The following is a 26,982-nucleotide window of genomic DNA, read 5'->3' on the forward strand; positions in this document are numbered from 1 at the left end:
GGGGCCTAGGCCCCCATCTTGTATTCGTGCACTCGGCGCAGCGCCTGGACAACCCACACAAGGGTCCTCAGGCCAGATCCTCCCCGTTGCTCGCGATCACCTTCTTGTACCACCAGAACGACTTCTTGCGCCGGCGGGTCAGGGTGCCATGGCCGGCGTCGTCCCGGTCCACGTGGACGAAGCCATAGCGCTTGCTCATCTCGCCGGTGGAGGCGGAGACGAGATCGATGCAGCCCCAGCTGGTGTACCCCATCAGGGGCACGCCGTCCTCGATGGCGTCCCCCATGGCCTCGATGTGGGCGCGCAGGTAGGCGATGCGGTAGTCGTCCTCTATCTCCCCTTGCTCGTTCACTTCGTCCACTGCACCCAGGCCGTTTTCCACCAGGAAGAGGGGCTTCTGGTAGCGATCGTGCAAGGTGTTGAGGGTGATGCGAAGGCCCAGGGGGTCGATGCCCCAACCCCACTCGCTCACCTCGATGTGGGGATTGCGCAGGGACTTGACCACGTTGGCCTCGCTGGTGTTGCCCGCATTCATGTCGGCGGCGGCGCAGCGGGAGGCGTAGTAGCTGAAGGAGACGAAATCCACGGTGTGCCTGAGGATCTCGTCATCTTCCGGCCCCTTCACCAGGGTGACCCCCTTGTCACGAAACACCCTCTGCGCATAGGCCGGATAGGCGCCCCTGGCCTGCACGTCGATGAAGAGGAGGTTCTCCCGATCTTTCTGGAGGGCGGTCCAGACGTCGGCGGGCTTGCAGGAGTAGGGGTAGAAGTTGCCCCCCGCCAGCATGCAGCCCACCTGGTTGGCCGGGTTCACCTCGTGGGCGATCCGGGTCGCCAGGGCGCTGGCCACCAGCTCGTGGTGGGCGGCCTGATACTTCACCTGATCCTGGTGCTCCCCTTGCTCGAACACCAGCCCCGCCCCGGAGAAGGGGCTGTGCAGCAGGATGTTGATCTCGTTGAAGGTGAGCCAGTACTTCACCAGGCCGTCGAACTGCTCGAAGCAGGTGCGGGCGTAGCGGGTGAAAAACTCCACCATCTGGCGGTTGCGCCAGGAGCCGTACTCGGTCACCAGGTGCATGGGCACATCGAAGTGGCACAGGGTCACCAGGGGCTCGATGTTGTACTTTCTGCACTCCTCGAACACCGCGCGGTAGAAGGCGATGCCCTCGGCATTGGGCTCGCGCTCGTCCCCCCTGGGGTAGAGACGGGCCCAGGCGATGGAGGTGCGAAACACGGTGAAGCCCATCTCGGCCATCAGGGCGATGTCCTCCCGATAGCGGTGATAGAAGTCGATGGCCCCGTGGCTTGGGTAGAACTCGTCATCTTGCAGGGTGATGCGCTTCTCCTGGCCGAGTTTGACCGCCATGCGGCGCGGGCCATGGGGGATCATGTCTACCGTGGTCAGCCCCTTGCCCCCCTCGAGATAGCCGCCCTCCGCCTGATTGGCGGCCAGGGCACCGCCCCAGAGAAAGCCCTCGGGAAATCTTGTTAACGACATTGGTTACCTCTTGTCATGTCTGAATGGGGTGTCACAGCCCGGCCTGCGCCTGGCTGGTGGCGACGGGTTGCACGGGTGCGGCGCGGGGGGCCGGGCTCTCGACCGGGATGTCCTCGAACCCCATCACCAGGGTCAGCACGAAGGAGAGCACCACCGAGAGGGCCATCACGCCGAACACCCAGGCGATGGTCATGGGGTTGGCCGGATCGAAGAACTGCACGCTGGTAAAGAGCCCGGGGGCGGCCATGGAGTGGCTGGCGAGCCCCGCCATGCCGGCGACGGCGCCGCAGACAAAGCCGCTGATGAGGCTTGCGATGAGCGGACGCTTGAGGCGCAGGGCCACACCGTAGAGCGCGGGTTCGGAGATCCCCGCCATGATGGCGGAGGCGGCCGCCGCGAGCGCCGTCTGGCGCAGTTCCGGGTTACGGGTGCGCCAGGCCACCGCCAGGGACGAGCCGCCAAGAGAGAGATTGGCGCCGATTTCGGAGGGCATGACCATGCCTTCCTTGCCGGTCTCGGCGATGGTCTGGATGATGGTCGGGGTGAAGACGCGGTGCATGCCGGTCATCACCAGCAGGGGCCAGAGCGCCCCCATGATGGCCACCGACAGCCAGCCCAGGTAGTCGTGGACCGTGTAGACCAGGCCGGAGATGGCGGTGCCAATCCAGATGCCGACGGGGCCGATGAAGAGGATGGCCAGCGGCGCCGCGATCAGCACGATCAGCATGGGTTTGAGGAAGTTCTTGGTGACCGCCGGAGTGATGCGGTCGACCCAGCCCTCGATGTAGGAGAGGCACCAGGTCATCACCAGGGCCGGAATGACGGTGTAGGTGTATTTGACCGCGGTCACCGGGACCAGGGCGAAGGTCACCTGCTCTCCTTCGGCGGCTCTGGCCATCAGCTCGATGAAGCTGGGGTGCACCAGCACGCCTGCGATGGCGATGGCCAGGGACATGTTGGTCTTGAACTTGACGGCGGCGGAGGCGGCCACCATCAGGGGCAGGAAGAAGAAGGCCCCATCCCCGGCCACCGTGAGGATGGTGAGGGTCGAGGAGCCTTTCTCCAGCACGCCGGTCATCTCCAGCACCATGGCCAGCAGCTTGAGCATGGAGCCGCCGATGATGGCCGGGATGAGGGGGGACATGGTGCCGATCAGGGCGTCGAGGATGGCGGCGCCCATGCGGCGCAGGCTCCAGCCAGCGGAAACTTCCGGAAGCGGGGTCTGCCCGCCACCCTGGGGCAGCAGGGCCAGCACCTCGCGATAGGCGTGGGAGACGGTGTTGCCGATGATCACCTGACACTGGTTGTCCGCCTGCACCACCCCGAGCACGCCCGTGATCGCCTTGAGGGCAGGGCCATTGACCCGGGCGGGATCGCCGAGCACAAAGCGCAGCCGCGTCATGCAGTGGGTCACGGCGACGACGTTGTCGGCGCCGCCGAGTGCGGTGATGACGGTACCGGCCAGAGCCGCATAGTTTTTTGACATCGAGGTAGATCCTTTTAACCAAGTGGGCCTGCTCGCCCCCGCCGCCGCGAAGGGCGGGAACGCGCATGAAACTGAATGTGGAACCGGTTCCACATAGAGTGCGCGGCCTGAGCGCGGGAGACAAGCATCTTGTGCAGCGAGCGTCCGGATCCGTGAATGAGATCACTGAACCCGGGCCTGCACGCCATTCGTGCGACGACAAGCCGGGGGCGGTGCAGTACACTGCGCCCCGTTACGAGCAAGGGAGAACACAATGACGACGATGCTGGAGGTGGCAAGGCGGGCAGGGGTGTCGAAGGCGACGGTCTCCCGGGTGTTGTCGGGCAATGGTTACACCAGCCAGGAGACCCGGGACCGGGTGCAGCAGGCCATCGAGGAGTGCGGCTATCGCCCCAACCTGGTGGCGAGGCAGCTGGCGACCAGGCATACCCGGACCCTGGGACTGGTGGTCACCAACACCCTCTACCACGGCGTCTACTTCGGCGAGCTGCTCTCCCAGGTGGCGCGGATGACCGAGGATCGCGGGCGCCAGCTCATACTGGCGGACGGCAAGCACAGCGCCGACGAGGAGCGCCAGGCCATCCAGTATCTGCTCGATTCCCGTTGCGATGGCGTCATCATCTATCCGCGCTTTCTTGGGGTGGAGGAGATGGACGAGATCATCGAGCAGCATGAGCAGCCCATCATGGTGCTCAACCGGCGTCTGAGCCGCCATCCGGCCCACTGCGTCTATGCGGACCAGCAGGCGGCGGCGGAGGCGGTGGTGGACAAGCTGGTGGCCATGGGGCACAGGGAGATCGCCTTCATAGCAGGCTCTGCGGATTCCCCCACCGGCGCCGAGCGCCTGGCCGGTTACCGGCAGGCGCTGATCCGGCACGGCATCCCCGTGCAGGAGACCTTGATCGCCCCCGGCAAATGGACCCCCGCCTGTGGCGCGGCCGCCGTCTCGACCTTGCTGGCGCGAGGCGCTCGCTTCAGCGCCCTGGTGGCCAGCAACGATGACATGGCGATCGGGGCCATCAAACGGCTGCACGAAGCCGGTGTGATGGTGCCTGACGAGGTCTCGGTGGTGGGGTTTGACGACATTCCCCTGGCCCCTTACGTCATTCCCGCGCTGTCGAGCGTCAAGATGCCGGTGAACGGGATGATCCAGGAGACCATCAACCGCCTGATCACCATGGTGGAGGAGGGGAGCCGGGACGCACTGCCCGCCTTCAGCGGCACCCTGATCCGCCGCGACTCCCTCAGGCGTCTGACGGGCTGAGTCATGATGGCGGTGGGCAGGCCGGGCGGGATCCGTTAGCATAGGCCCCCCGGCGCCAGGCGCCGCGTGTCGTATCAACAGATGAGAGTTCAGATGGATGACCTGTTAGCCCCCGTTCGCCAGTTCCTGCATTGCGAGACCCCGGATGAGTGGGTGGAAATGGCGCGGGATCCCGCCCAGTTGCCGACCCTGCTTATCGATCACGCCAACTGCGAGAACAAGGCGGCACTCACCGCCCACAGCCTGGTGCGCCGCTACTGCCTGCCCAAGGAGAAGCGTCACCTGCTGCCCAAGCTGACCTTCTACCGGGAGCTCGATGCCTTGCCGGAGAAGGCGGAGATCCTCGGCAAGCGCACCATGGGCGAATCAGACAGGAGCGTGTTTGCCGAGCTGGAGCGCAATCCCCTGCTGTTCCCCATGGTGCGCCTCATCCAGGAGGAGCTGCACCACTTCGAGCAGGTGCTGGAGATCATGGCCGCACGGGGCATCCCCTATGGTCCCGTCACCGCCTCCCGCTATGCCCGCAGCCTGCTGACCCATGTGCGCACCTACGAGCCGGCGGCCGTGGTGGACAAGATGATCATCGGTGCCTATATCGAAGCGCGATCCTGCGAGCGTTTTGCCAGGCTGGCCCCTCATCTGGACGAGGAGCTTGGCCGCTTCTATGTCTCCCTGCTGCGCTCGGAGGCGCGTCACTATCAGGACTACCTGGCCCTGGCACAGACGTTCGCAGACGAAGACATCAGCGAGCGGGTGGCCTTCTTCGGTCGCCTGGAGGCCGAGCTCATCTGTTCGCCGGATCCGCAATTCCGATTCCATAGCGGACTGCCTGTCAGATCTGACAGTTGTTGAGGTGACGGGGGCTGCCTACCATTCCCCTGTTCCTACTACGAGCGACGCAATCACTTTTTGAGCGCAATCCCCCGGCGACTGATGAGACATCAGGCCGGGTTTTTTTATGTCTGGCGCAAGGGGAAACGCACCGCGGGATCAGCGGCGGTATTCGTTGTTGTAGTTCTGAATGAGGCGGCGGGTGACGTCGTGCTGGGGATCGGCGAAGACCCGCAAGGTCTTGCCGCGCTCCACCACACGCCCTTCGTGCATCACCAGCACCTCGTCGCTGATGTGGCTCACGATCCCCAGATCGTTGGCCACCAGCACATAGCTCAGCCCCATGGTCTCCTGCATCTCCAGCAGCAGGTTGATGATCTGGGAGCGTACCGAAATATCCAGGGTCGAGAGCGCCTCGTCCGCCACCACTATCTTGGGATTGAGGATGATCGCCCGTGCCAGCCCCACCCGCTGCTGCTGGCCGGCGGAGAGCATCTGGGGATAGAAGAGGGCGTGGTCGGGCAGCATGCCCACCATGCGCAGGGTCTGGATCACCTTCTCCCGGCGCTCCTCCTCGCTCAGGGCCGTGTTGAGGCGAAGGGGGGTCTCCAGGATCTGGCCGACCCGGATTTTCCGGTTAAGGGAGGTGTTGGGGTCCTGGAAGATCATCCGCAGCAGCTTGCAGCGGGTCTGGTAATCGCCGTGGACCATGGGTTGCCCCTCGATGGCGATCTCCCCGCCGCTCGGTTCAATCATGCCCGCCAGAATGCGGGCAAGGGTGCTCTTGCCCGAGCCCGCCTCCCCGACGATGGCCAGGGTCTGGCCCACCTCGAGATCGAACGAGAGGGGCTTTATCGCCTCCACCGCGCGGCGCCTGAACAGGCCGGTGCGGTTCTGGTAGGTCTTGCACAGGCCCCTGACCTGCAACAGGGAAGGTTCGGTCACGACGTGGTCTCCTTGGGTGTGCTCGCCGGATAGAGGGGCTGACGGGGCGGGCAGGTGCCCCGGATCAGGGTCTGGTGCCGGTTCATTTCTTCGGTTCTTCCATGTTGAGCGGGAAGTGGCAACTGAACTGATGCCCCTTGACCTTGCTCATCAGCGGCGTCTGCACGCACTGCTTCTGGGCGTAGGGGCAGCGTGGGCCGAGGCGGCAGCCGATGGGCAGATGCTGCAGCGGCGGTATCACCCCGGGCAGGGTCTCGAGCCGGGACTTGTGGCGCACCAGCTTGTCAAAGTCCGGGATGGATTTGAGCAGGGCATCCGTATAGGGGTGGTGAGGGGATTCCAGGATCTGGTCCCGGGTCCCCACTTCCACCATCTGGCCGCAATACATGATGTTGAGGGTGTCGGTCAGGTTCGCGATGGCGGCGATGTCGTTGCTGATGATGAGGATGGTGGTATTGCCCAGCTTGTTCATCTTGTCCAGCAACCGCAGGATCTGGGAGTGGGTGGTGGACTCCATGGCGCTGGTGGGCTCGTCCGCCACCAGCAGGCGCGGCTGGTTGGCGATGGCCATGGCGATCATCACCTTCTGGCACATGCCGTCCGACAGTTCGTGGGGATAGGCCCGCATTACCTTGCGGTGATCCTTGACCCCAACCCGGTGCAGCAGGGCGATGGCCCGCTTCTTGCGCCACTGGAAACGCTGCCAGAACTTGCCGGTGAAGGCGCTGGTGGGGATGGCCTCTTCGAGCTGGGTGCCTATCTCCTCGGAGGGGTCGAGGCAGCTGATAGGGTCCTGGAAGATCATCGCTATCTCCCGCCCCATGATGCGGCGCCGCTCCTTGGGCGCCATGGTCAGCAGGTCCATGTCGTTGAAGCGCATCCGGTCGGCGCGCACCGTCCAGTTGTCCTTCTGGATGCCGACGATCACCTTGGCCACCAGGCTCTTGCCCGAGCCGGATTCCCCCACCAGCCCGCGGATCTCCCCCTCGTTCAGGGTCAGGCTGACTCTGTCCACCGCCTTGACCTTGCCCTGGGGGGTGTCGATTTCGATGGTGAGGTTGCGTATGTCGAGCAGGGGCATCAGCAATGTCTCCCGTTCAGGGCGCAGCCGGGTCGCTCAGGGCGTCCGGGGGCGGGGATAGATAACAAGGCTGGCAACATCAGTCGTTCCCCTCTTTGAGTGCTTCGCGAATACCTTCGCCCACCAGGTTGGTCACCAGCACGCTGAACAGGATGGCCATCCCGGGCAGGGTCACCGTCCAGGGGGCCAGATAGATAAGATCGCTCGAATCGGCCAGCATGGCACCCCACTCCGGCTGGGGAGACTGGGCCCCGAGACCGAGGAAGCCCACCGCCGAGATGTCCAGGATGGCGGCGGAGAGGGTGCGGGTGGTCTGGGTCACCAGGGTCTCGACGATGTTCGGCAAGATGGCCAGGCGCATGATCCGCTGGGGCGGAGAGCCGTCGAGGCGGCTGGCGATGATGTACTCCTTCTGCATCTCGGCGTGAACCGCGTTGTAGGTCGCCCGGATGAAGGGCGGTATCAACGCGAGCGTGATGGCGATCAGGGTGTTGAACAGACCCGGCCCCAGGATGGCCACGACGATGATGGCCAGCAGCAGGGACGGGATGGAGAGCAGGGTATCGAGCAGGTGATGGAGCACGCTCGACTTCACCCCCTTGCTCATGCCACCGAGGATGCCGATGGCCGAGCCGATGACCAGCGCGATGAGCACCACCAGCAGGGCGTTGCCGAAGGTGAGTCTGGCCCCGGCCACCAGACGGGAGAGGATGTCGCGCCCCAGATCGTCGGTCCCCAGGAAGTAATCGATGTTGCCGCTGTTGGCCCAGGAGGGGGCGAGCAGCAGGTGGTTGCTGTGCTGATCGTCGATGCCGTAGGGGATCACCAGGGGACCGATGAGGGTCACCAGCAGCAGCAGCCCGAAGCACCAGAGCCCCGCCATGGCCAGCGGGTTGCGCCGGTAGGAGGCCCAGGTCTGCTCCAGGGGGGAGAGGATCTTGAGCTCCGGATAGATGTTCGATTTATCGTGCATGGTGCAGGCTCCCGTGCTGGTCGCAAGGGGATGGGCACGCCTGTGCGCCGGTGGCCCATGGGCCGCCGTGGTTCATCCACAGACCGCAATCAATCTTGTCTTGCATAGAGTTCTTTACGCCGTGCCGGATACATGATGGTGGTCAGCAGATCGGTGCTGACGCTGATGAAGATGACGAAGCTCGCCACCACCAGGAAGGCGCCGCGGATGGCGGCGTAGTCCTGCAGCGCGATGCTGCTCACCAGCCAGCGGCCGATGCCGGGCCAGTCGAACACCACCTCGGTGATCATGGCGGAGGTGAGCACACTGCCAAGTTGCAGCCCCAGCAGCGGCAACACGGGGGGCAGGGCGTTCTTGAGCCCGTGACGCCAGACGATCTGGCGGCGGGAGAGTCCGCGGCTGGCGGCAGCCTTGATGTAGTTCTGTTTCATCACGTCGATGAGGGAGCTGCGCACGTGGCGGATCACTTCGGTGGTGGGCACCACGGCCAGCACCAGGGAAGGCAGTACCAGATGGCGCAGGGCGTCGTGCAGGGCCGCTTCCCGCCAGGGCTCCTGGCTCATCAGCACATCGACGATGGCGATCCCGGTGATGGAGGGCACGTCGTAGAGCAGGCTGATCTGGCCGGAGGAGGGGAGCCAGCCAAGATCCAGGGAGAAGAACATCACCATCAGCAGCCCCAGCCAGAAGACCGGGATGGCATAGCCGACGAGGCCGGCGGCCATGATGGAGAGGTCCGGGCTGCGCCCCTGATAGAGGGCCGCCAGGGTGCCCAGGGGGATGCCCACCAGCAGCGAGATGGCGAAGGCGGCGAGGCAGAGGGTCAGGGTCGCCGGGAAGTAGTGACGGATCTCGTCGAGGACCGGCTGGCCGGAGACGCTGGAGAGCCCGAAATCCCCGGCGGCGATGCGCTGGAGGAAGTCAGGATAGCCGTGCCAGAAATCCAGCACCTGGGTGATGAGGCGAAACTCCAGGAGGTAGGCCCCCAGAGTCAGCACCAGGAGGGTGATCACCAGCAGGGTGATGCGGCGCAGGATATAGAAAAACATGCTTATGCCTCCTGGGGGCGGTGCGCCGATGGCCCGACGATGGAGTGGTTATCTGTCATGGTCACTCCCGATGGGCCTGGTTGAAGGTGGTGCCGCCAAAGGGCATCAGGGTCAGCCCCTGAATGTCGCTGCGACTCACCTGGGTTCTCAGGGCATGGGCCAGGGGAATGAGCGGCAACTGCTCGTTGAGCAAGGACTGGGCATAGTAATAGTTGCGCAGGCGGAAGGCGAGCTGCGGGGTGGTCACCGCATCGTCCAGCAGCTGATCGAAGGCGGGGCTGCACCAGCGGCTGTAGTTGTTGCCCCGCTCGACGGCGGCGCAGCTCAGCAACTGGCGGAAGAAGTTGTCCGGATCCGCGTTGTCGGCGATCCAGCCCGAGAGCAGGCTGTCATATTGTCCATGGGCGAGCCGGGTCTCGATGACCGGCCAGGCCTGCTGCACTATCTTGAGGCTCACCCCAATCTTGGCGAAATCGCTGCGCATCAGTTGCGCCGTCTTGAGGCCGTCCGGGTTGTAGGGACGGGCGCCGGGTTGCACCAGCACCTGCATCTCGAAGCCGTTGGGGTAGCCCGCGTCCTTGAGCAACTGGCGAGCGAGCTTGAGATCCTGCTTGCGCTGGGGCAGGGAGGGATTGTAGCCCCAGGAGAGGGGCGGCAGCAGGCTGGCAGCGCTCTGGCCGGTCTCGAAATAGACCGCCTGCAGCAGATTCTGCACATTGATGGCGCTGGCGAGGGCCTGGCGCACCTGCACCTTGTTGAACGGGGCCTTGCGGGTATTGAGGGCGAGGAAGGCGACGTTCATCCCCGACTGCACCGACAGATCCAGGTGGGAGTCCTTGTCGATCACCGACAGCTGGCTGGCAGAGGGGGTGCTCATCACGTCGCACTCGCCGGTCAGCAGCTTGGCCAGGCGCTTGGAGGACTTGGGGGTGATGTCGTAGATGAGCTGCTCCATTCTGGCCTCGCCGCCCCAGTAGCCGGGGTGGCGCAGGTAGCGCACGAACTCGTTGTGGCGATACTCCTTGAAGCTGAAGGGGCCGGTGCCGATGGGGCGGCTGTCCAGCAGCGCCGGGGTGCCGGCCTTTAGCATCTGCTCCCCGTACTCGGCGGAGAGCACGATGGCGTAGTCGCTGGCCAGGGTGGCGAGGAAGGAGGCATCGGGGCGGTTCAGCTCGAACACCACCTCATAGGGCCCCTTCTTGTAGACCCGCTTGATGAGGTTGCCGAGCCCCAGGCTGTAAAAATAGGGGTACTCGCCGCCGGAGACGGCGTGGAAGGGGTGGTGTTCGTCCAGCAGGCGCTGCCAGGTGAACAGGACGTCGTCGGCATTGAAGTGACGGGTCGGGCTGAACCAGGGGGTACGGTGGAAGGTCACTCCCTTGCGCAGGGTCAGGGTATAGGAGAGGCCGTCCTCGCTGCTTTGCCAGCGGGTGGCGAGCCCCCCTTCGATGCCGAGGGTGTTGGCATTGACCTCGAGCAGGCGATCGTAGATGGGGCGGGCACTGGCATCCAGGGTCGCATCCGAATTGGCAAGCTGCGGGTTGAAGGTTCGGGGTGCCCCTTCGGCACAATAGATGAGCCCGGTTTTGGAGGCTTCATCGCGTTTCTGACAGCCGCTGACCAGGACCAGGAGACCAAGCAGCAGGGGGGTGAGCATTCTCATGTTGGAACCATGTTTTCAGACAAAGTTGCCCGCCAGGGGGCGGGCGCGTTGCGGGGGGCGGCCGGGCAGGCGCTCCCGTCAGGGGTGACGTGCGCCGCGTTATCCGCGCGCACAGACCCGGTGCCAGGCATCAGCCCGCCTCCTGGTTGCCACTGTTGTCATCCCCGTCCAGCAATTGATATTTGCGCAGCATCCCCCGGAACTGGTGATAGCTCAGGGCCAGCAACTGGGCTGCTTTGCGCTGATTATACTGGGATTGCTGCATCGCTTGCTTGAGTAAATTAATCTCGTACTCCGCCACCGCCCCTTTGAGATCCAGCGGCAGGGTCGGGGTCGGGGCCGTCTCTGCCGAGGTCGGCGCGTCCGTGGAAGGGGCGGCGTCACCTCGGGCACGGGGGCGCCAGGGGGAGTCAAAGGGATTGAGCACCAGATCCGCCAGCGGCAACTGGGGGTTGCCCTGGCGATAGAGACTGCGCTCCACCACGTTCTTGAGCTCCCGCACGTTGCCCGGCCAGGGGTAATCTTGCAGCAGCTGGGTCGCCTTGCGCGAGAAGCCGGCAAAGAGCGGATACCCCAGCTCCCGGGTCATGCCGTGGGCGAAGTGCTCCGCCAGCATCAGGATGTCCTCGCGCCGCTCCCGAAGGGGGGGCAGGGTGATGACGTCGAAGGCGAGCCGGTCCAGCAGGTCGTGACGAAACTGTCCTTTCTCTGCCAGTGCAGGCAGATCCTCGTTGGTGGCGCACACCAGCCGCACATCCACCTTGAGGGGCTTGGCACCGCCCACCCGTTCGAACTCCCCGTACTCGATGACCCGCAGCAGTTTTTCCTGCACCCGGGCGCTGGTGGTGGCCAGTTCGTCGAGGAACAGGGTGCCGCCGTCGGCCCGCTCGAAGCGCCCCTGATGGCGCTTGGCGGCGCCAGTGAAGGAGCCCGCCTCGTGGCCAAACAGCTCGGTCTCTAGCAGGCTCTCGCTCAAGGTGGCACAGTTGATGGTGACAAAGCTTTGATCCCAGCGATCCGAGAGATAATGTAGGCGGTGGGCGATGAGCTCCTTGCCGGTTCCACGCTCGCCGATGATGAGTACGGGCTTGCGCAGCGGCGCGAGGCGCGATGCCTGCTCGATGATTTCTAGAAATGCGTTGGATTCACCCAACAGACTTTCCGTGGCCGTGGTCATCCCTGCCCCTGTGAGTTGAAAAATCTGGTTAATCTTACCAAAAGTTGGTTATTTTAATCATCACTTGTTTCCCCGGGACTTGAACTGCATTCTGAGTGCCCATATAAATCAACAAGTTAAATATTGTTCCAGATTGGCACACAAGTTGCCATTGTCAATGGAGACACAACCCGATGCCTATCACAGGAGTACAATCATGAGCATTTTTTCTCGCCTGGCCGACATCATCAATTCCAATCTGACGGCCCTGCTCGACAAGGCGGAAGATCCCCAGAAGATGGTGCGTCTGATCATCCAGGAGATGGAAGATGAACTGGTGAAGGAGCGCTCCAATCTGGCCCGCTTCCTCGCGAATCAAAAAGAGATCGGCCGTCAGGTGAGCCGCCATCAGGAGCGGGTCGCCGAGTGGCAGGGCAAGGCCGAGCTGGCCCTGACCAAAGGGCGCGAAGATCTGGCCCGGGCCGCCCTCATCGAGAAGAGCAAGCAGGCGGAGCTTGCCGACGCCCTGTCTCGGGAACAGCAGGCGGTGGACAGCGGCATCGAGAAGCTGGGGGAGGAGATCCGCCAACTGGAAGCCAAGCTGGAAGACGCCCGTGCCCGCCAGAAGGCGATGGCCATTCGCAGCGAAGCCGCCAGCAGCCGCCTCAACGTGCAAAGCCAGGTGGCCCGTGGCGACAGTCAGGCCGTGGTGAGCAAGTTCGAGCGCATGGAGCGCCGCATCGACGAGATGGAAGCCCGCGCCGATCTGGGGCAGTCCGACAAGGCGCTCGCCCAGCAGTTTGCCGAGCTGGAAGCGGACGACCAGATTAGCCGCGAGCTGGAAGCCATGCGCCAGAAGCTGGGCCAGCACAATCCGGCACCGAAACAGGGAGAGTAACAGATGGAAGATCTGCTGGGTGTATTGATGGTTCCCATGGTGGTCTTCATGGTGGTGGTGGCCCCCATCTGGCTGGTGCTGCACTACCGTGCCAAGGGACGCATTGGCGCCGGTCTTGCCGATGGTGAGCGTGAACAGCTGCAGGGCTTGCTGGTGCGTGCCGAGAAGATGCAGGAACGGGTCGGCGCCCTGGAGTCGATTCTGGATGCGGAAGTCCCCGGTTGGAGGAACAAGGTATGAACAGTGTCAGTCGTGAAGGGCGCAACCTGTACCGGGATCCCCAGCGAGGCAAGATTGCCGGGGTCTGTGCCGGTCTGGCAGAGTACTTCGGGGTGGAGACCTGGATCGTGCGGCTGCTGGCCATCAGTGGTCTCATCTTCGCCGGCTTCATCACCTTCACCGCCTATATTGCCGCCTGGTTCTTGCTCGACAAGAAGCCGGTCACCCTCTACTCCCAGGAAGATGCCGAGTTCGCAGAGGTGCGGATGAAGGCGCGCAGCTGGCAGGCAGGCGTCACACCTCATCAGGCCCTTGTCCGCATCGGCCAGGAGCTGGATGCACTGGAGCCCAGGGTGCAGCGCATCGAGAAGCTGGTGACCTCCAAGGAGTTCACCCTGCAACGGGAGTTCAGCAAGCTCTAATCGTACCGGGCCGCGAGGATACTGCCTCGCGGCCGTCTCTCTGATGTGATCACAAGGAGAAGAAGACCCGCCTTGATACGCAACAAACTTGAACACTCCTGGTCGGTGCTCCAGCACAAGGCCGTTGACGCGGTGAACCGGGCCCGGGATCGCCACATCCGGCTGGCGGTCACCGGCCTCTCTCGCAGTGGCAAGACCGCGTTTATCACGGCGCTGGTCAATCAACTGGAGCACGCGGCCATCGACGGTCGTCTGCCACTCTGGGACGCCCAGCGCCAGGGACGCATTCTCGGTGCTCGCCGGGTGCCCCAGCAAAACGCCCACATTCCCACCTTCCCCTACGAACGGGGCCTCGATGCCCTGTTTGGCGATCCGCCCGCCTGGCCCGCGCCGACCCGGGGGGTGGCCGAGGTACGCCTCGAGATCCGCTATCGCACCCGCCATCCGCTGCGTCGGCACTTGGGGGAGATCTCCACCCTCTATGTGGATCTGGTGGATTATCCCGGGGAGTGGCTGCTGGATTTGCCGCTGCTGGATCTGAACTACGAGCAGTGGAGCGAGCAGGTGCGGGAGCAACTGTGCCGCCCCGAGCTGCAAGCCCTGGCGGCAGGCTGGATGACGCCGCTCTGGCAGGCGGATCAAGCCTTCGAGGAGCGGGACGCCAGCGAACTGGCCGCCCGCTACACCGATTATCTGCACGCCTGCAAGCAGGCGCTCGGGCTTCACCTCATCCAGCCCGGGCGTTTCGTGTTGCCCGGCGAGTATGCCGGTGCGCCGCTGCTGCAATTCGTGCCCTGGGTATGGGAGATGCCCACACACTCCCCCGAAGACGGCACCCTCTACGCCACCTTCAAGCAGCGCTTCGAGCAGTACAAGCAGCATCTGGTACAGGGCTTCTATGAGCAGCACTTTGCAGGCTTTGATCGCCAGATCGTGCTGGTGGACTGCCTGGCGCCCCTCAATGCCGGTGCCGCGAGCTTTGGTGACATGCAGCAGGCCATCGCCCGCATCATGGAGAGCTTCGCCTACGGCAAGAGCAACTGGTGGCGCCGCCTCTTCTCCCCGCGCATCGACAAGCTGCTGTTTGTGGCGAGCAAGGCCGATCACGTCACGCCGGAGCAGCACGGGCCTCTGGTGTCGCTCCTGCAGCACCTGGTGAGCCGTGGCCGGGGTCAGGCCCGCTTCGAGGGGATAGAGACAGAATGCCTGGCGCTGGCCGCCATCAAGGCCACCGAGGTGGGCAAGGGGGTGGCAGACGGACGGGAATTTCCCGCCATTCGTGGCACTACCCTCTCGGGCGAGCCCTTGCTGCTCTTCCCGGGGGAGGTGCCTGCCCAGATCCCGCCTGCGCAGTGGTGGAAAACTCAAGGGTTTGATTTTCAGGCCTTTCGCCCGTTGCCCATGAGCGCCCATCAGGCGCTCCCCCATATCCGGCTCGATGCGGCGCTGGAATTCCTGCTCGGGGATCACCTCGAATAACGGGTGGGTGGCCCGCTGTGCTCGAGGGGCGCCCACAGGAGAGAATGCGATGAACGATCAAACAAGATGGCGCACCGATGACGCCGCTCCCCTGCAAGGCAAGGTGACGCTGGAGCCCGCGCCCTCGATGGCAAGCGAAGCGCAACCACCGGCCCCGGCCCGGCGGCTGGAAGAGGAGAGCTTCGAGCCTCTGGACGCGCTGGACGAGCTCACCGAGGTGGAACCCGCGCTTCACGTCAGGCCTCGGCGCCGTCATCGTCTGCTGGCCTGGGGGCTGGGCGGGGTGGGGCTGTTGTCCCTTGGCCAGTTTGGCGCTTTTCTGGTGGATCAGTTTGCCGCCTCCCCCTTCTGGGGCGGGGCCTGGCTGCTCGCCTCCGGCCTGGTGGCGGTGGGTACCGCCGGGGTGGCGGGGCGCGAATGGCTGCGGCTGCGCACTTTGAAGCGGCGCCAGGATGTGCGCTCAAGAGCCGAGGATCTGCTGGCCCATCAGGGGGTGGGTCAGGGGCAGGCCTTCTGCGAGACCCTGGCCGAGAAGAGCGGTGACAAGGGGCGGGAAGGGTATCGCACCTGGTTATCCCAGCTTGACGAGAGCCACAGCGATCGGGAAGTGCTGACCCTCTACAGCCAGCTGGTGCTCACCGAGCGGGACAAGCTGGCCCAGGCCCGCGTCGCCAAATGGTCGGGGGAGGCCGCCGTGCTGGTGGCCCTGAGCCCGCTCGCCACCGTCGACATGATGCTGATGCTCTGGCGCAACCTGCGGATGATCGAGGACATCGCCGATGTCTACGCCATCGAGCTCGGCTACTGGAGCCGCATCCGCCTCATCCGCCAGGTGTTTCGCAACATGCTCTATGCAGGGGCCACCGAGCTGGTGACCGAGGTGGGAATGGATCTGCTGGGGGCCGAGCTGACCGCCAAGCTCTCCGCCCGCGCCGCCCAAGGGGTCGGGGCCGGGTTGCTCACCGCGCGCCTCGGGATGCGTACCATGGAAGCCTGTCGTCCGCTCCCATGGTGTGCCGACGAGAAGCCGAAGCTTGGCGAGCTGCGCAAGCGGCTGATCGGCCAGTTGGCGGGTTATCTCAACAAGTCGTGAGGTGGCTGGGACCCGACATGGATGTCACAAATTATTTACAATTGTCAAAAGCAGCCGACCCCGGGGTCGGCTGCTTTTTTGAGGGGCAAACCGTTACAGTGATCCCATGACTCAACGGCCAGTGACCGCCCGGATGGCGGCTGGCACCCGAAGGATGGGAGCACTCATGGCAAGTCTCTACACGGCCCGCCAACCGGATGGGCAGGGCAGGATCCACTACACGGACGAGGAGCACGGCACCTGGCGGATCCTGATTGCACGCCAGGTTGCGGCGCTCGATGGCAAGGCCTGCGATGAATACCAGGCCGGGCTGGCACGCCTCGACCTGCCTCTGGACCGCATCCCCCAGCTGGGCGAGATCAACGCCGCCCTGATGCCCGCCACCGGCTGGTCGGTGGCGGCGGTGCCAGCCCTCATCTCCTTTGATCACTTCTTCGCGCTGCTCGCTGATCGCCGTTTTCCCGTCGCCACCTTCATTCGCCGCCGGGACGAGCTCGACTACCTGCAAGAGCCCGACATCTTCCACGAGATCTTCGGCCACTGCGCCATGCTGACCAACCCGGCCTTTGCCCACTTCACTCACCTGTATGGTCGGCTCGGACTCCATGCGAGCAAGGAGGAGCGGGTCTATCTGGCGCGGCTCTACTGGTTCACGGTGGAGTTCGGTCTCCTGCAGGGGGAGGAGGGGCTGCGCATCTACGGCGGCGGCATTCTCTCCTCCATCGGCGAGACCGCCTATGCCCTCTCGGGTAAGCCCGAGCTGCAACCCTTCGATCTGCTGGAGATCCTGCGTACCCCCTATCGCATCGACATCATGCAGCCGACCTATTTCGTGCTGCCTCGTCTCGATACCCTCTATGGTCTGGAGGGGCCGGGGATCATGGCGGCCGTGGCCGAGGCCCGTTGTCTTGGCCTGCGTCCACCCCGCTTTGCCCCCGTTGCCGGCAAGCAGGCGAGCTGACCCGTATTCATTCCCACAATGTTTCTTGAAAGGAGTCACGAATGACTGAACTGGCGAGTCAACGATGCGAGGCGTGCCGCGCCGATGCCCCCAGGGTGAGCGATCAGGAGCTGGGGGAGCTGATGCTCCTCATCCCCGACTGGCAGCCCCTGGTGGTCAACGGCGAGCTGCAACTGCGTCGTGAATTTGTGTTTCGCAACTTCAAGGAGGGGCTGGCGTTCACCAACCGCCTCGGAGAACTGGCGGAGGCGGAGTTCCATCATCCGGCGATCTTGCTTGAATGGGGCAAGGTGACCGTGAGCTGGTGGACCCACAAGATAGGCGGCTTGCATCGCAACGATTTCATCATGGCAGCCCGCACCGACGGTCTGATGAAGTAACCGCCGTCTGGCGCCAACGCAGACAGGGCCTGCCCGGTGAAAGCGGGGCAGGCCCGCATTTTTGTGGGGGAGCGCTCGCACTGGCGGGATCGAGTCTGTATTATCCCGTTATTCAGAATGTTAGCTAGGAAGTGTGTGCCGAATGCGTCTTGAAGTCAGCTGTGAAGACCGTCTGGGCCTGACCCGGGAATTGCTCGACCGACTGGTGGAGCACAACATCGATCTGCGCGGCATCGAAATCGATACCTCAGGCATCATCTATCTCAATTTCCCCGAGCTGGAGTTCCGTGACTTTCAGCATCTGATGCCGGAAATTCGCCGCATTCCCGGCGTCTATGACGTCAAGACCATCCCCTACATGCCCTCCGAGCGGGAACACCACGAGATAGAGGCCCTGCTCAAGGCCCTGCCGGACCTGGTCTTCTCCCTCGACAGCAAGGGGCGGGTGACCCAGGCCAACCAGGCCGCCCTCACCACCCTGGCGTTGCCACCGGACGAGGTGCGCGGCGTGGCGATCGCCTCCCTGGTCAAGGGCTTCTCGTTTGGCCGCTGGCTGGAGTCGGGGGAGATCAAGCCCCAGACCTGCAAGCTGAGCCTCGGTGGCGAAGAGTACCTGGGCGATCTGATGCCGCTGTTCGTGGCCGAAGAGAAGGGCAAGCAGGCTCTGGCCGGCGCCGTGGTGGTGCTCAAATCCGCCCGCCGGGTCGGCATGCACTTCAGTGCCCTGCACGCGGTGGAAGTGGGGGGCTTTGAGCACCTCCAGGCCGAGAGCCAGAAGATGAAGGAGGTGCTGGCCCAGGCAGCCAAGCTCGCGATGCAGGACGCCCCCTTGCTCATAGTGGGGGAGACCGGCACCGGCAAGGAGTTGCTGGCCCGGGCCTGCCACGGCGCCAGCCTGCGCTCCAGCCACCCCTTCATGGCGCTCAACTGTGCGGCCATGCCGGACAACGTGGCTGAGAGCGAGCTGTTCGGCTATGCCCCCGGCGCCTTTGGCAACAACACCGAGGGCAAGCGCGGGGTGCTGGAGCTGGCCAGCGGCGGCACCCTGATGCTGGACGAGATCGGCGACATGTCCCCCCATCTGCAGACCAAGTTCCTGCGGGTGCTGCAAGACGGCGTGTTTCGCCGGGTCGGTGACGAGCAGGAGGTGAGGGTCAACGTGCGCTTCATCTGCACCACCCAGAAGCAGTTGCTGGATCTGGTCCATGAAGGGAAGTTTCGTGAAGATCTCTACTACCGCCTCAATGTGCTTAGCCTCAATCTGCCGCCGCTGCGCGAGCGCAAGGCGGACATCATGGCCCTGGCCCAGCAGTTCGTGTCGCGCTTTGCCAGCGAACTGCAGCGTCCGCGCCCGCGCTTTACCCGCAACATGGCCGAGTACCTCACCGCCTACCGCTGGCCCGGCAACGTGCGCCAGCTGCGCAACTGCCTCTATAGGGCCATGACCCTGCTGGAAGGGGACGAGATTGGACCCGAGCACGTGGACTTGCCGGTGGCGGCCGATGCCATGCCGCTCATCGACGAGTGGTTCGAAGGGGGGCTCGACGAGGCGGTGAAGCGTTTCGAGAGCCGCCTGCTGGAGCGGCTCTACCCGGCGTTCCCCTCCACCCGCCAACTGGCCAAGCGGCTCGGTGTCTCCCATACCGCCATCGCCAACAAGCTGCGCGAATATGGGATTGGCAAGAAGTAGTGTCGATGGACGGTGTCTGCCTGGGGCATTGAGCGCCTTGCAGGCACGGCTGCGACATCCGGTGACGCAACCGTGCCACTTGCCTCTGGGGGCTGGCCACCCGGCTGGTAAGCTCGGTGCGGTGCCATGCAGGCACTCTCATCATGGGCGTCGGGTGACCCCGGCGCCGACCTGGACACTCTCGCGGGCATCATGCAGATGTTTTGTTACCTCCGGTTACTGATGTGGCTGGCGCCACTGTGCTGCATGCTGATGCTGGCAAACCAGGCCATGGCGGCAACCTCCGCCGAGGCGCGCAGCGACATGGTGCGCCAGACCGTGCTCGATATCCTCAGTTACACCCGCTGGCCCAGCGAGCCCGACAGACTTCGGCTCTGCATCACGGCGCCGACGGAATATGCGTCATCCCTTCTGACCATCGAACGGCAGGCCAATGGCCGACCGGTGGAGGTCCATCGCTACGACATGGACGATGAGGCGCTGATCCAGCGCTGCGATGTCATCTATCTGGGGGTGTTGGCACCGGCACAGCGCCTCTCCCTGTTCGAGCGCCTGCGCGGTCACGCCATCCTCAGCATCAGCGAGCAGAGCCGCGAGTGCATCGCCGATGCGGTCTTCTGTCTGCAGGCCGGGGAGGAGAGGGTGCGTTTTCGGGTCAATCTGGATGCGCTGGCCCGCAGCGGCGTACGAGTGCACCCGGCCGTGCTCAAGCTGGCGCGAGCCGATGAGGAGGTGCGATGACGGTCCATCACGCCACTCCCAGGCTTACCCTGAGACAGAGTCTGGGGCGTACCCACATGATGATCTCCCTGACTGCCGTCTGTATGGCCGGGCTGTTTCTGACCGTCACGGCGCTGCTGGCGCTGCGCCTTTATGCGGATCACAACCTCAAGCTGGTGGCGCGGGCCATCAGCTACACCACTGAGGCGGCCGTGGTCTTCCATGACAAGGAGGCGGCACTGGATGCCCTGGAGACCATCACCTCCCGGGAAGACATAGCCAGCGCCAGCATAGTGCTGCCGGACGGCCAGGTACTGGCGAGCTGGCGCCGGGACATCACTACCCCCTGGACCACCCTGGAGCAGCACCTGGCCCGCCTGATCCTGCCGGGGCCCGTGGCGCTCCCCATGGTGCGCGAGCACAAGGAGATAGCCAGGGTGCATCTGGTCGGTCACGGCCAGTACCTGCTGCGATTCCTGTTGCAGACCTTGCTGGCTACCCTGGTGTGCCTGCTCATCAGTATTCTCGGGGCACTCCATGTGGCGCGCCGGATGCAGCGCTCCATCACGGCCCCCCTCAAGGCCCTGACCGAGGTGGCTTACAACGTCAGCCGCCAGCGGGCCCTCAAGGAGCGGGTGCCGGCGGCCAATATAGCCGAGCTGCACGAGCTGGGGGAGGATTTCAATTCGCTGCTCGACGAGCTGGAAGCCTGGCAGGCCCACCAGAAGCGGGAGAACGCCAGCCTGCTGCATCAGGCAACCCATGATCCCCTGACCGGTCTGCCCAACCGCGCTCTGTTCGAGGCTCGCATGGGGCAGGCCATTCTGGCAGGCAACAAGGGGCATGAAGGTTTTGCCCTGCTCTATCTGGATTGCGATCGTTTCAAGCAGATCAATGACAACCTGGGCCACGGCATCGGCGACGAAGTGCTGATCGCCGTGGCGCGGCGGGTGCAGCATCAGCTCAGACCCCTGGATCTGGTCTGCCGGCTGGGGGGAGATGAGTTCGTCATCCTCCTGACCCCGATCCAGGGGGAGGACGAGGTGCGCGAGGTGATAGGGCGAGTGCAGCAGGCCATGAACACCCCCGTGGTATTGAGTGACGGTCGCCATCTCGGGGTGGGGATCAGCATCGGCTCTGCCCGCTATCCCGAGCAGGGGCGGACGGCGGATGCCCTGCTGCAATGGGCAGACGACGCCATGTATCAAGCCAAACGACAACGCAGGGAGGAGAGAGAAACACGAAAAACGAGCACGTGAAGTTGAACCGGAAATAGTGAAAGGATGATAAGAATGCGCATGTTGAACCCGATCAAAGCGGGCCTGGTGGCACTGTTGCTGAGTGTGCTGGCGGCGTGCCAGAGCCCTCCCCAGGGGCTCACGGCGGAGCAGATCGCCGCCTTGAAGGAGCAGGGCTTTCACCTGACCGACGAGGGATGGACCCTGGATATCTCCAACAAGGTGCTGTTCGCCAACAATGTGGGGGCCCTCAACCCCGAGACCCGCCAGGTGGTGGAGAAACTCGGCAAGGCCCTGATTGAGGTAGGACTGAACCGGGCACGGGTGGACGGTCATACCGACTCCAACGGTGATGAGGCCTACAACCAGCAACTCTCCCTCAAGCGGGCACGGTCGGTGGCCGATGTCCTGGTGTCGGTGGGTATGCCCCAGGGGAACCTGGATATCCGCGGCCGCGGAGAAGAGGCGCCCATCGCCGACAACGCGACCGCTGCCGGACGAGCGGAAAATCGCCGGGTTGCCATCATCATCGGCAATGGCTGACCCCCGTCAGCCGGTATCGGCGCGGCGCTCCCGTCGGGAGCCTTGAATCAACCGCCTGATCCTGTGTGTGCCACCACTCTCCAGTGGGAGAGTGGCTCTCTTCCCTTGTTGTTTCACGCCTTCCTTGTCTGACGCGCTGTTGCCCTGATGGAGACAGAGTGACGACTCAATCCTTCCCGACTTGATCCAGCACAAATACCTGCAACTGATATTCGTTATCATTTGCGTTATTTACGCAGGGTAACCCCAGTGACGACTCTCCAGCTTTCTTCGACCATGACGGGGCTTTGTACCCCGGATCCCCTCAAATTCGCCTTCACCGCCAAGACGTCGGCCCATGCCAGCCGGGGAGGGGCCGCCCCCCTGATGCTGGACGATGCCGGCTGGCAAGCATGGTGGCAGCAGGAGAGCGAGGCCAAGGCCCGAGCGCTCTATATCCATATCCCGTTTTGCCGCAAGCGCTGCAGTTTTTGCAACTTCTTCGAAAACGGCGCCAATCCGGCGCGCATGAGCCGCTACATGGAGGCACTCTGCGGGTCGCTGCGCCAGGCAGCCGAGACGCCGCTCGTCCAGAGCCGGCCTTTCTCGGCGGTCTATGTGGGGGGCGGTACGCCGACCGACATGGCGGCGGGCGATCTCGCCCGCCTGGCCAGCGCCATCCGCCGTTTTCCCCTGACCGTGGATGCGGAGCTGACCCTGGAAGGGCGGCTCAACGGCTTTGATGACGAGAAGTGGCAGACGGCCCTGGCGGGTGGCTTCAACCGCTTCTCGTTCGGCGTGCAGAGTTTTGATACCCGCGTGCGCCAGCAGGCGGCCCGCTTCGATGACAGGGAGACCTTGCTGTCCCGGCTGGCGGCGCTGACCCGCCACAACGAGGCGGTGATCGTGGCGGATCTCATCTTCGGTCTGCCGGGGCAGGATGAGGCCGTGTGGCGCCAGGATATCGCGGATGTGATGGCGAGCGGGGTGCACGGGGTGGATCTCTACCAGCTCATCTCCATGGCGGGCACCAACCTGGCGCGCGCCGACGAGAAAGGCACCCTGGGCTGGGCCGCCGATGGCCAGCAGCGGGCAGTCATGTATGCCGACGGGGCACGGACGCTGGAGGCGGGGGGCTGGGAGCGGCTCTCCTGCAGCCACTGGCGGCGCACCGATGCCGAGCAGAGCCGCTACAACCAGATGGCCAAGTGGGGCGCCGAGATCCTGCCCTTCGGCGCAGGGGCGGGGGGCAACATTCACGGCCACGGCCTCATGTATGGCCGGGATCTGGCGCCCTGGCATGAGGCGCAGGCGAAGGGCGTGCGTGCTCCCGGCATGGTGATGAGGCCCAATCCCGATGCCCGTCTCGACGGGCTGCTGCGAGGGGGGCTCGACACCGGATGGCTGGCGTTGTCGCAATTGCCACAGGGGCTGGTCTCCCACCTGATGCCGCTCTTTGAGGCCTGGCAGCGACACGGGCTGGCACGGCTCTCGGCCGAGCGTCTCGCCCTCACCCTGGCGGGGCGTTTCTGGAACGTCAATCTGCAGGCCGGGTTGTTTGAATACTTACAGACCAACCCGCTGGCGGGGTCGGATACGGCGTCTGCCGATCCGGCGCAGGCGGTGCGCCATTCACTGGTGTGAGTGCGCTGGCCGAGAGGGCCGGGCAAAGAGGGGATGATAGACAAGGGGGGCACTTGATGTGCCCCCCTTGTTCGTTATGGCTGGTGGACCTCGTCCACCCGCACCCGCAGCGCACCCTCTGCGAGGGTGGTGATCAGGGTCTGGCCTGCATTGACCTGGGATGCGCGGCGGATCACCTCCCCGGAGGGGGTGCGCACGATGGCGTAACCGCGCCCCAGGGTGGCCAGCGGGCTGATGCCGTCGAGGCGGGCTCCCAGCATGGCGAGGCGGTGGCGGGCGAGATCCTGGCGTTTTGCGATGAGGGCATGGAGGCGCTCCTCGGCAAGCTGGTGACGACGTTTGCCGATGGCCAGCAGCTTTTCGGGGCTTCTGGCCTGCAGGCGCATGGCGAGGCCCGCGAGGCGCCGCTCCCCCTGGTGCAGGCGATCACGCAGGTGCTGCTGCAAGCGGCGGTCGAGCTCGTCGAGGCGCTGGGACTGCTGCTCCAGCCGTCGCTTGGGATCCTGATGATCGAGCCGCTTCTGCAGCAGGACGAAGCCATGGCGGGCGGCGACCTGGTGACGGCTCATGGCCTGGGTGAGCCGCTGGCGCAGGTGCACGAGGCGCTGGGCGCGGGTGCTCCTGTCCGGCGCCACCAGCTCGGCGGCGGCAGAGGGGGTGGGGGCACGAAGGTCGGCGGCAAAGTCGCTGATGGTGACGTCCACCTCGTGTCCTACGGCGCTCACCACGGGGATGGCGGAGCCTGCGATGGCCCGTGCCACCGCCTCTTCGTTGAAGCACCAGAGATCTTCAAGGGAACCGCCGCCGCGTCCGACGATGAGCACATCCACCTCGGCGCGGCGATTGGCAAGCATGATGGCCGAGACGATCTGGGCGGTGGCGGCGCTCCCCTGCACCTGGGTCGGGTAGATGAAAACGGGCAAGTCCGGGGCGCGGCGGTGCAAGACGGTCAGCATGTCGTGCAGGGCGGCGCCGGTGGCGGAGGTGACCAGCCCCACGGCGCGGGGTTCCCGGGGCAAGGGGCGCTTGCGCCCTTCGTCAAAGAGCCCTTCGGCCCCGAGGCGGCGCTTGAGCTCCTCGAAGCGCAGGGCCAGCATGCCATCCCCGGCGGGCTGCATGGACTCGATGATGAGCTGGTAGTCGCCCCGGGGTTCATAGAGGGAGACTCGCGCCTGCACCAGCACCTGCATGCCATCCTGGGGACGGAACGGCACCCGGCGGTTGTTGCCCTTGAACATGGCGCAGCGCACCTGGGCCGACATGTCCTTGAGGGAGAAGTACCAGTGGCCGGAACTTGGCATCGCGAGGTTCGAGAGCTCCCCTGTGAGCCACACCAGCCCCAGATCCTGCTCCAGGATCATGCGCACGGCGCTGTTGAGGCGGGTGACGGTGAAGATCTGCTGTTGTCTGCTCTGACTGGCGGGTTCGAGGTGATTCAAGGCTGGCCCTGCTGTGGTGTCCGCCGGGGCGGGAGAAACGATGGGGGTCATCTTACCCCAGTTGCGCCCATCTGCCGAGCCATGGGCCCGGCAGATGACGCGGAGCCTAGGCTTGTGCCTTGGCCGACTTGACGGCTTTGGCGGGGCTGGTGACCAGCCAGACCGCGAGGCAGACTACGGCCCCGCCGAACACGAAGCCGCCGGTGAGGGTTTCCCCCAGCACCAGATAGCCCCAGAGGATGCCGAAGGGCGGAATGAGGAAGGTGACAGTGAGGCTTCGCAGGGGGCCGATATCGGCGATCAGCCTGAAATAGAGCAGATAGGCGAAGGCGGTGCAGAGGAAGCCGACCGCCAGCACGCTGGCCCAGACCCCAGGCTGGGCCCAGTCGACGGCGGGGCCGGTCGCCAGGGTGTAGCCGAAGAAGGGAAGCAGGAAGAGGACGGCCCCTATCTGGCTGCCAAAGGCCACCAGTTTGGCGTCCAGGCCTCCCCGCTCGGTGACCCAGCGTCTCGTCAGAAAGCCGGCGCAGCCATAGCAGGCGGTGGCGATGAGGCAGGCCAGCACCCCGATGGCCAGTTGTCCGCTCAGGTCGACCTCCCCGGTGGTGGTGATGAGCCCGATGCCCACCAGCCCCAGCATGACCCCGGCCCACTTGCGCAAGGTCAGCGCCTCGTGAAAGAAGGAGAAGCCGATGAGGGCGCCCATCAGGGGCGTGGTGGCGTTGAGGATGGCGGAATACCCCGCGGGCAGCCAGAGGGCCGCCACGGCATACATCAGGAAGGGGACGCCGGAGTTGATGATGCCAAGCACCATGATGGATTTGAGTTTGCCCTGGAACCGCATGGGGGTGCGCAGCAGAAGCAACATGGCGGCGAGGCCGATGAGGGCGAAGAAGACCCGCAGGAAGGTGGTGTTGACCGAGCCAAAGGCGGGCGCCGCGATGCGCATGAACAAGAAGCTGGCGCCCCAGATGGCCGCCAGCACCAGCAGCCTCACGTAATCCGATGTTCTCATCTTCTCTCCTTGAAATGGCGGGGCGGCCTTGCATCATGCAGGGCAGTCCCGCCGCTGGCAACCGGGTATAGGGGGGGCCAATAAACAAGGCACCACCTGGGCGATGCCTTGTTACACGAGTTGCTCTCTTCCTGGCCATCACTCGCTTTCAGGCTGGCTGACGAACGCTATCTTGTGTAACCCGTGCTGGGAGGCCTGTGCCATCACCTTGGCGATGGCGCCGTACTCCACGCGCTTGTCGATGCGCAGCTGGATCTCGGGGATCTCCGGCTTGGCCTCGCTGGCCTTGACCATCTCGGCGAGCAGCGCCGTCTCATCGACCTGCTTGTCGTTCCAGTAGATCTTGCCGGCACCGTCGATGGAGAGGATCACATCCTCCTGCTTGGGCTGATTGACCTGGCTGCTGGCCTCGGGCAACTCGAGCTTGACCGCGTTGGTGAGCAGGGGGGCGGTGATCATGAAGACGATGAGCAACACCAGCATGACGTCGATCATCGGGATCATGTTGATCTCGGAGAGGGGCTGCTCGTCCGATTCCCCGGGAAGTTTGCCGAAAGCCATTACATCTGCCCCTGCTTGGCGCTGTCGACGGCGGCCAGTGGCGTCACCCTGGAGGCGCTCTGCTCCACGCCGGTCACCAGCAGGGCGAACAGGTCGTAGGCAAACTCGTCTAGCGCCGCGAGTTTGAGGCGGTTGCGGCGCACGAAGAGGTTGTAGATAAGCACCGCCGGCAGGGCGACGGCGAGACCGAAGCCGGTCATGATGAGGGCCTCACCGACCGGGCCTGCGACCTTGTCCAGGCTGCTCTGACCCGCGGCCCCTATGGCCAGCAGGGCGTGATAGATGCCCCAGACGGTGCCAAAGAGCCCGATGAAGGGGGCCGCCGAGCCGACGGAGGCGAGGAAGGCCAGGCCGTGCTCGAGGCGGATCCGCTCCATGGTGATGGCATGGCGCAGGGCGCGCAGCAAGAAGTCATCGGGGGAGCCCAGCTTGAGGGAGGCGGCCCGTCCCTGGGATCGCTCAATCTGGGCAACCGCCGTCAGTGCCGCACTCGTTATCCTGCCGCAGGCTTCTTCAGGGGGCGTCTGGGCGAGCTGGTTCGCCATCGCCTGCACGCTCTCATGGTGCCAGAAGGCCCCCAGGAAACGGGCGTTCAGGCGCTGCTCGCGATGGCCAAGCCAGAGCTTGAGCAACCCGTAGTAGCAGGTGCCGAGCGACATCAGTACCAGCAGGATCAGCGGGATCAGGCCCACCCCGGTGTTTTGGCTGAGCAGATGCGTTATGCCCATCCCGCTTGTTTCGATTTCCGGATTCAT

Annotated in this window: 26 protein-coding genes; 14 read left to right on the top strand and 12 right to left on the bottom strand. The window is 64.6% G+C overall.

What is annotated here, in order from left to right:
- Window positions 1-67: 67 nt before the first annotated feature.
- Complete coding sequence (locus tag ACVDHI_RS05900; protein WP_368222640.1) at window positions 68-1,498, bottom strand: 6-phospho-beta-glucosidase; 1,431 nt, start codon at window positions 1,496-1,498, stop codon at window positions 68-70.
- A 31-nt stretch (window positions 1,499-1,529) separates the two neighbouring features.
- Window positions 1,530-2,984 (bottom strand): PTS cellobiose/arbutin/salicin transporter subunit IIBC, encoded by a 1,455-nt coding sequence (gene ascF / locus ACVDHI_RS05905; RefSeq protein ID WP_447211838.1) that lies wholly within the window; start codon window positions 2,982-2,984, stop codon window positions 1,530-1,532.
- 253 nt (window positions 2,985-3,237) lie between these two features.
- On the opposite strand from ascF, the gene ACVDHI_RS05910 reads away from it, so the two are divergent.
- Window positions 3,238-4,248 (top strand): LacI family DNA-binding transcriptional regulator, encoded by a 1,011-nt coding sequence (locus ACVDHI_RS05910; protein ID WP_042863778.1) that lies wholly within the window; start codon window positions 3,238-3,240, stop codon window positions 4,246-4,248.
- A gap of 93 nt (window positions 4,249-4,341) precedes the next feature.
- Complete coding sequence (miaE, locus tag ACVDHI_RS05915) at window positions 4,342-5,100, top strand: tRNA isopentenyl-2-thiomethyl-A-37 hydroxylase MiaE (RefSeq protein ID WP_042016277.1); 759 nt, start codon at window positions 4,342-4,344, stop codon at window positions 5,098-5,100.
- Between the two features lie 138 nt (window positions 5,101-5,238).
- Here miaE and ACVDHI_RS05920 read toward each other — a convergent pair whose 3' ends face one another.
- From ACVDHI_RS05920 to pspF, 6 genes are all read right to left on the bottom strand, one after another.
- Window positions 5,239-6,024, bottom strand: coding sequence for a peptide ABC transporter ATP-binding protein (locus ACVDHI_RS05920; protein WP_447211839.1), 786 nt, complete (start codon window positions 6,022-6,024; stop codon window positions 5,239-5,241).
- A gap of 82 nt (window positions 6,025-6,106) precedes the next feature.
- Window positions 6,107-7,105 carry a peptide ABC transporter ATP-binding protein gene (locus ACVDHI_RS05925; RefSeq protein ID WP_010674529.1) on the bottom strand — a complete coding sequence of 333 codons (999 nt, stop codon included), beginning with the start codon at window positions 7,103-7,105 and terminating at the stop codon, window positions 6,107-6,109.
- A gap of 79 nt (window positions 7,106-7,184) precedes the next feature.
- Window positions 7,185-8,078, bottom strand: coding sequence for an ABC transporter permease subunit (locus ACVDHI_RS05930; protein ID WP_010674530.1), 894 nt, complete (start codon window positions 8,076-8,078; stop codon window positions 7,185-7,187).
- An 89-nt stretch (window positions 8,079-8,167) separates the two neighbouring features.
- Window positions 8,168-9,127: an ABC transporter permease gene (locus ACVDHI_RS05935; protein ID WP_010674531.1), complete on the bottom strand. Its 960-nt coding sequence runs from the start codon at window positions 9,125-9,127 to the stop codon at window positions 8,168-8,170.
- A gap of 61 nt (window positions 9,128-9,188) precedes the next feature.
- Window positions 9,189-10,784, bottom strand: a complete 1,596-nt coding sequence (gene sapA / locus ACVDHI_RS05940) for an ABC transporter substrate-binding protein SapA (protein ID WP_447211872.1) — start codon at window positions 10,782-10,784, stop codon at window positions 9,189-9,191.
- 136 nt (window positions 10,785-10,920) lie between these two features.
- Window positions 10,921-11,967, bottom strand: a complete 1,047-nt coding sequence (gene pspF / locus ACVDHI_RS05945; RefSeq protein ID WP_210538511.1) for a phage shock protein operon transcriptional activator — start codon at window positions 11,965-11,967, stop codon at window positions 10,921-10,923.
- A gap of 196 nt (window positions 11,968-12,163) precedes the next feature.
- Here pspF and pspA point away from each other — a divergent pair, with 196 nt between their 5' ends.
- From pspA to hutW, 12 genes are all read left to right on the top strand, one after another.
- Complete coding sequence (gene pspA / locus ACVDHI_RS05950; RefSeq protein WP_010674534.1) at window positions 12,164-12,844, top strand: phage shock protein PspA; 681 nt, start codon at window positions 12,164-12,166, stop codon at window positions 12,842-12,844.
- 3 nt (window positions 12,845-12,847) lie between these two features.
- Window positions 12,848-13,084 (top strand): envelope stress response membrane protein PspB, encoded by a 237-nt coding sequence (pspB, locus tag ACVDHI_RS05955; protein WP_005300084.1) that lies wholly within the window; start codon window positions 12,848-12,850, stop codon window positions 13,082-13,084.
- Window positions 13,081-13,485, top strand: coding sequence for an envelope stress response membrane protein PspC (pspC, locus tag ACVDHI_RS05960; RefSeq protein ID WP_164882775.1), 405 nt, complete (start codon window positions 13,081-13,083; stop codon window positions 13,483-13,485). The genes pspB and pspC overlap by 4 nt, the downstream gene beginning before the upstream one ends.
- Window positions 13,486-13,557: 72 nt before the next feature.
- Window positions 13,558-14,964: a YcjX family GTP-binding protein gene (locus ACVDHI_RS05965; protein ID WP_323939810.1), complete on the top strand. Its 1,407-nt coding sequence runs from the start codon at window positions 13,558-13,560 to the stop codon at window positions 14,962-14,964.
- 49 nt (window positions 14,965-15,013) lie between these two features.
- Window positions 15,014-16,057: a YcjF family protein gene (locus tag ACVDHI_RS05970; RefSeq protein ID WP_324031688.1), complete on the top strand. Its 1,044-nt coding sequence runs from the start codon at window positions 15,014-15,016 to the stop codon at window positions 16,055-16,057.
- Between the two features lie 166 nt (window positions 16,058-16,223).
- Window positions 16,224-17,018 carry a phenylalanine 4-monooxygenase gene (gene phhA / locus ACVDHI_RS05975; RefSeq protein WP_447211840.1) on the top strand — a complete coding sequence of 265 codons (795 nt, stop codon included), beginning with the start codon at window positions 16,224-16,226 and terminating at the stop codon, window positions 17,016-17,018.
- A 41-nt stretch (window positions 17,019-17,059) separates the two neighbouring features.
- Window positions 17,060-17,398, top strand: a complete 339-nt coding sequence (locus tag ACVDHI_RS05980) for a 4a-hydroxytetrahydrobiopterin dehydratase (protein WP_042863781.1) — start codon at window positions 17,060-17,062, stop codon at window positions 17,396-17,398.
- A 142-nt stretch (window positions 17,399-17,540) separates the two neighbouring features.
- Window positions 17,541-19,088: a transcriptional regulator TyrR gene (tyrR, locus tag ACVDHI_RS05985; RefSeq protein ID WP_010674540.1), complete on the top strand. Its 1,548-nt coding sequence runs from the start codon at window positions 17,541-17,543 to the stop codon at window positions 19,086-19,088.
- A gap of 198 nt (window positions 19,089-19,286) precedes the next feature.
- Window positions 19,287-19,829 carry a YfiR family protein gene (locus ACVDHI_RS05990; RefSeq protein WP_323907807.1) on the top strand — a complete coding sequence of 181 codons (543 nt, stop codon included), beginning with the start codon at window positions 19,287-19,289 and terminating at the stop codon, window positions 19,827-19,829.
- The gene (locus ACVDHI_RS05995) at window positions 19,826-21,067 is read left to right on the top strand and encodes a diguanylate cyclase domain-containing protein (protein ID WP_042863783.1); all 1,242 of its coding nucleotides are present in this window, start codon (window positions 19,826-19,828) and stop codon (window positions 21,065-21,067) included. Before ACVDHI_RS05990 ends, ACVDHI_RS05995 begins: the two co-directional genes overlap by 4 nt.
- Before the next feature lie 33 nt (window positions 21,068-21,100).
- Window positions 21,101-21,589 carry an OmpA family protein gene (locus ACVDHI_RS06000; protein ID WP_010674543.1) on the top strand — a complete coding sequence of 163 codons (489 nt, stop codon included), beginning with the start codon at window positions 21,101-21,103 and terminating at the stop codon, window positions 21,587-21,589.
- A 276-nt stretch (window positions 21,590-21,865) separates the two neighbouring features.
- Complete coding sequence (gene hutW / locus ACVDHI_RS06005) at window positions 21,866-23,212, top strand: heme anaerobic degradation radical SAM methyltransferase ChuW/HutW (protein ID WP_447211873.1); 1,347 nt, start codon at window positions 21,866-21,868, stop codon at window positions 23,210-23,212.
- A 74-nt stretch (window positions 23,213-23,286) separates the two neighbouring features.
- Here the strand turns inward: hutW and xseA are convergent, their stop codons facing one another.
- The 4 genes from xseA to ACVDHI_RS06025 all read right to left on the bottom strand — a co-directional run bounded on the left by xseA (window position 23,287) and on the right by ACVDHI_RS06025 (window position 26,982).
- Entirely contained in the window at window positions 23,287-24,651 is a 1,365-nt protein-coding gene (xseA, locus tag ACVDHI_RS06010; protein ID WP_447211874.1) for an exodeoxyribonuclease VII large subunit, read from the bottom strand.
- A gap of 106 nt (window positions 24,652-24,757) precedes the next feature.
- Entirely contained in the window at window positions 24,758-25,666 is a 909-nt protein-coding gene (locus ACVDHI_RS06015) for a DMT family transporter (protein ID WP_323949801.1), read from the bottom strand.
- Window positions 25,667-25,804: 138 nt separating this feature from the next.
- Complete coding sequence (locus ACVDHI_RS06020; protein ID WP_324044821.1) at window positions 25,805-26,227, bottom strand: ExbD/TolR family protein; 423 nt, start codon at window positions 26,225-26,227, stop codon at window positions 25,805-25,807.
- Window positions 26,227-26,982 (bottom strand): MotA/TolQ/ExbB proton channel family protein, encoded by a 756-nt coding sequence (locus tag ACVDHI_RS06025; RefSeq protein ID WP_447211841.1) that lies wholly within the window; start codon window positions 26,980-26,982, stop codon window positions 26,227-26,229. Before ACVDHI_RS06025 ends, ACVDHI_RS06020 begins: the two co-directional genes overlap by 1 nt.

Source organism: Aeromonas sp. 25-248 (assembly GCF_053005425.1).

Coding starts and splice junctions, on each gene's coding strand:
- ascF (WP_447211838.1), bottom strand. CDS start 2,984: ATGTCAAAAAACTATGCGGCTCTGGCCGGTACCGTCATCACCGCACTC.
- ACVDHI_RS05970 (WP_324031688.1), top strand. CDS start 15,014: ATGAACGATCAAACAAGATGGCGCACCGATGACGCCGCTCCCCTGCAA.
- ACVDHI_RS05930 (WP_010674530.1), bottom strand. CDS start 8,078: ATGCACGATAAATCGAACATCTATCCGGAGCTCAAGATCCTCTCCCCC.
- pspA (WP_010674534.1), top strand. CDS start 12,164: ATGAGCATTTTTTCTCGCCTGGCCGACATCATCAATTCCAATCTGACG.
- ACVDHI_RS05990 (WP_323907807.1), top strand. CDS start 19,287: ATGTTTTGTTACCTCCGGTTACTGATGTGGCTGGCGCCACTGTGCTGC.
- ACVDHI_RS06025 (WP_447211841.1), bottom strand. CDS start 26,982: ATGAATCCGGAAATCGAAACAAGCGGGATGGGCATAACGCATCTGCTC.
- phhA (WP_447211840.1), top strand. CDS start 16,224: ATGGCAAGTCTCTACACGGCCCGCCAACCGGATGGGCAGGGCAGGATC.
- sapA (WP_447211872.1), bottom strand. CDS start 10,784: ATGCTCACCCCCCTGCTGCTTGGTCTCCTGGTCCTGGTCAGCGGCTGT.
- ACVDHI_RS06000 (WP_010674543.1), top strand. CDS start 21,101: ATGCGCATGTTGAACCCGATCAAAGCGGGCCTGGTGGCACTGTTGCTG.
- pspF (WP_210538511.1), bottom strand. CDS start 11,967: ATGACCACGGCCACGGAAAGTCTGTTGGGTGAATCCAACGCATTTCTA.
- ACVDHI_RS05925 (WP_010674529.1), bottom strand. CDS start 7,105: ATGCCCCTGCTCGACATACGCAACCTCACCATCGAAATCGACACCCCC.
- ACVDHI_RS05900 (WP_368222640.1), bottom strand. CDS start 1,498: ATGTCGTTAACAAGATTTCCCGAGGGCTTTCTCTGGGGCGGTGCCCTG.
- ACVDHI_RS05995 (WP_042863783.1), top strand. CDS start 19,826: ATGACGGTCCATCACGCCACTCCCAGGCTTACCCTGAGACAGAGTCTG.
- miaE (WP_042016277.1), top strand. CDS start 4,342: ATGGATGACCTGTTAGCCCCCGTTCGCCAGTTCCTGCATTGCGAGACC.
- pspB (WP_005300084.1), top strand. CDS start 12,848: ATGGAAGATCTGCTGGGTGTATTGATGGTTCCCATGGTGGTCTTCATG.
- hutW (WP_447211873.1), top strand. CDS start 21,866: ATGACGGGGCTTTGTACCCCGGATCCCCTCAAATTCGCCTTCACCGCC.
- ACVDHI_RS05910 (WP_042863778.1), top strand. CDS start 3,238: ATGACGACGATGCTGGAGGTGGCAAGGCGGGCAGGGGTGTCGAAGGCG.
- ACVDHI_RS06015 (WP_323949801.1), bottom strand. CDS start 25,666: ATGAGAACATCGGATTACGTGAGGCTGCTGGTGCTGGCGGCCATCTGG.
- tyrR (WP_010674540.1), top strand. CDS start 17,541: ATGCGTCTTGAAGTCAGCTGTGAAGACCGTCTGGGCCTGACCCGGGAA.
- pspC (WP_164882775.1), top strand. CDS start 13,081: ATGAACAGTGTCAGTCGTGAAGGGCGCAACCTGTACCGGGATCCCCAG.
- ACVDHI_RS05980 (WP_042863781.1), top strand. CDS start 17,060: ATGACTGAACTGGCGAGTCAACGATGCGAGGCGTGCCGCGCCGATGCC.
- ACVDHI_RS05935 (WP_010674531.1), bottom strand. CDS start 9,127: ATGTTTTTCTATATCCTGCGCCGCATCACCCTGCTGGTGATCACCCTC.
- ACVDHI_RS06020 (WP_324044821.1), bottom strand. CDS start 26,227: ATGGCTTTCGGCAAACTTCCCGGGGAATCGGACGAGCAGCCCCTCTCC.